The 3456-nt window shown below is 36.4% G+C and carries 3 protein-coding genes; all 3 read right to left on the minus strand.

Features of this window, described 5'->3' with window-relative positions:
• Positions 1-799: stage II sporulation protein D (spoIID, locus tag AC06OU_RS12170; RefSeq protein ID WP_475856078.1), on the minus strand; the 799-nt coding region annotated here is incomplete at its 3' end.
• Between the two features lie 456 nt (positions 800-1255).
• Positions 1256-2551 carry a UDP-N-acetylglucosamine 1-carboxyvinyltransferase gene (murA, locus tag AC06OU_RS12175; protein WP_251552410.1) on the minus strand — a complete coding sequence of 432 codons (1296 nt, stop codon included), beginning with the start codon at positions 2549-2551 and terminating at the stop codon, positions 1256-1258.
• A 326-nt stretch (positions 2552-2877) separates the two neighbouring features.
• Entirely contained in the window at positions 2878-3111 is a 234-nt protein-coding gene (locus AC06OU_RS12180) for a DUF1146 family protein (protein ID WP_169359477.1), read from the minus strand.
• Between the last annotated feature and the right edge of the window lie 345 nt (positions 3112-3456).

A 3456-nucleotide genomic window follows, 5' to 3' on the forward strand; every position in this document is an offset into this window, starting at 1 on the left:
CGGCTCCGTATTGGCTCATCCCTACTCCGTGCCCGTAACCAGTAGTCTCCACTATCACTTTATCATTTTGAAAAGCTATCTTGAAATCAGTAGAAGGCAAGCCAAGTAATGTTCTAACCTCTCTGCCTGTCCAACTTTTACCGTTCATTTCGATAGTCTTTACTCTATTTGAATCAGTATGTGCTATTTTCACATTGCCTACAATATTATTAGACCATTTAATCTTAAATGCGTCCGCCCACTCTTTATGAGTGAACTCAAACGTTTGTTGCACCTTCTTTGAATACTCTTCTTCTTTTTGACTTGGTACGGATACCAAATAAGGTATTGCATATCCACTATAGTTTTCGGCGCTTTCTGTTTGACCATTGCTCGTAGAAAAGAACATCGCAGTTATGAGCTGATCCTGGTAGACAATAATTTCACCTTCCGTAGAAGCGACGACTCGTTGAAGCTTGTCCTCATATTCCTTAAAGGAGTCTCCCCAGCGTTTTTTCCTTTCTTCTGGACCTACATACACTTGCTTTTGTACTGTCTTATCAATTGACTTTGATCCATAATCAGTTTCTCTTAAAACATAAGTTCTCGCAGCAATCGACTGTGCTTTTAATGCTTCTTCATGGAATGTGATTGGCATTTCTGCAGCAACTACCCCTAACACATACGTTTCAAGAGGAATTTTCTCCTTTACCCCTTTCACCTCAATTAGTATTGGACAGTCAACTTCAATTTCAGGTACGACTTCTGGTACAGCCTTTTCTTTTACTTTGTCTTTAATCATAAGAAAAGGCAAAATCATTAGACCGATGCAAAGGATTATTAAGAGAATGTATTGTTTCATAGGATTACTATATGCAGTACAAAACTATCTCATGACGGACAAGCTTCTATGCATCTCCCTAAAAGAATAGTAGTCTACAAGATGAATACCCATTTAAACGCCTTTTAAGGGGGCTAGAACCTACTTTTTATAAGTAGTTGAGGGAAAATATCTTAAAAGTATTACTCTTCTTAAAACGGCTTAAAATCCTAATAAGGGAATTAAACAGTTTTCCTTCTCCTTTATACACTTAAAAGCATTTTAGCTAATGAAAGAATAGATCACTCTTCTATTCAAAAAACAGCTCGCGAAGATACAATTTCGCGAGCTACCCGCTATTCGTTAGTGACTCCTTAAAACCAATCCTGATTTAATGTAAAAAATCCACAAAAAAAAGCACAATGCAGGAATAAATGCATTGTGCCTTTCATATGATTAAACGAGCTGAGCCGCTTTTTCGGTATTTTCTGTTCCAATACGCTCAATGTCCGCGCCTAATGCAGCTAACTTTTTATCAAAATTAACATAACCGCGATCTAAATGATAAAGCTGTGTTACTCGAGTTACGCCCTCTGCCACTAAACCTGCAATAATTAGAGCTGCAGCTGCTCGAAGATCCGTAGCCGCCACCTCTGCACCTTGTAGGTTAGATGGAGAATCCATCATCACAGAACGTCCCTCAATTTTCATATTACCATTCATACGTCTAAATTCTTCTACGTGCATAAAACGGTTTTCAAAAACTGTTTCAGTAATAATTCCTGTACCGTGAGCTGTCATCATCAATGCCATCATTTGTGATTGCATATCTGTTGGGAACCCAGGGTGCGGCATTGTTTTAACATCCACTGATTTTAAGTTTCCATTAGAGCGCACACGAAGACCTTGGCCCTCTTCTTTAATCTCAATGCCCATTTCCTGCATTTTAGAAATAAGAGCTGTCATATGTTCAGGAACAGCATTTTCAATTAATACATCGCCTTTTGTAATTGCTGCAGCAACCATAAAAGTTCCTGCTTCAATACGGTCTGGAATAATGTGATGCTCAGTGCCGTGCAATTCTTCTACACCCTCTATACGGATTGTATCTGTACCTGCACCTTTAACTTTACCGCCCATTTCATTGATAAAGTTTGCTAAATCAACAATTTCTGGTTCTTTCGCTGCGTTTTCAATAACTGTAATTCCTTCAGCTAGAGCTGCTGCAGTCATGATGTTTTCTGTCGCTCCAACACTTGGTACGTCTAGATAGATTTTAGCACCTTTTAAACGTCCAGTTGTTTTAGCTTCGACAAATCCATGTCCAAATGAAATTTCCGCACCCATTGCTTCAAAGCCTTTTAAATGCTGGTCAATTGGTCTAGAGCCAATAGCACAACCACCTGGTAAAGCAACTCGAGCAAAACCATTGCGAGCAAGAATTGGTCCCATTACAAGAATAGATGCTCTCATTTTACGCACATACTCAAATTGTGCTTCGCTTGATAATTTTTGTTGAGAGTCAATTATTACTTCGTTTAGTTCGGGGCTATATGAAATTTCTGTATTTAAACTTTTTAGTACTTCATTTATCGTCAAAACATCTGCAAGTGTTGGTACATCTTTAATTACGTTCTTACCCTTTGTCGCGAGTAGAGCTGCTGCTAATACAGGTAATACTGCATTTTTAGCACCTTCGACTCGTACGTTACCTGTTAACCTTTGGCCGCCTTTAACAACAATTTTATCCACTTAGTTCCCTCCGCGTTCATAATCCTCTTTAGCTAATATATAAAAGAAAAATATGTATGATGTTGTTTATTATTTCAAAACAATATCATCATACAACGTATTTCGACTATATACAAGCACCGAAAACCCTATTTTCATGTCCTCTTTTGGTAAATTTTCTTAGTCTATTATACGTAGTACCCAGTCTTTTCGTGTAGATATTTATAAATTACCCTACATGTTTTGTAATAAACATCTTCGACAGCATATTTCCCAGGAAATATGAGGAGATTCTACATGCTCATACAAACTTGTCCATAATTTGCATGAGCATGTAGGATCTTCTACTAAAATAAGTACTGTAACTGGTTAGACCAAGAAGTTAAATTTAAGAAAAAATTTGCTACCGTTGAACCTAACATAATGCTTGCCAAAATAAAGAAAAGCTGGGCTTGAAATACATGATTCTTTTTAATAAATTTGTCCACCATAAGAGCTTGTAAAGCATAAAACGAAATACCAATAAAAAAGATATTTGCAAGAATGGCAATTAATGCTTGCTCTGAATTTAAAAGACCCATATTTCCCCTCCACTTTAGCTAAATCTTTCTTTTTTATACTTTTAAGAAGAATGTTCATCAAATTCTTCCATGTTTTTCATTTGATTTAAATGTTAATAATACATGTACAGTCAATAAAAAAGTATATATGATCAAAAGACTAACTACCTGTTCCTTTAATCCGCTCAGAAGATTACAGTTCCAATGTAGTTAAACAAAATTCTTCTGTCGTCTAAATAAACATTTCTTTTTATACCTTATTTTATGACGAATAATCTGTATTATCCACTTGAGTTCGTAAATTATAGCAGATTTGCAAGAAAAAAAACGGACAGAAATAAATCTGCCCGTTTTATGTTTCGTCCT

Source organism: Psychrobacillus sp. (genome assembly GCF_056205495.1).

Coding starts and splice junctions, on each gene's coding strand:
- AC06OU_RS12180 (WP_169359477.1), bottom strand. CDS start 3,111: ATGGGTCTTTTAAATTCAGAGCAAGCATTAATTGCCATTCTTGCAAAT.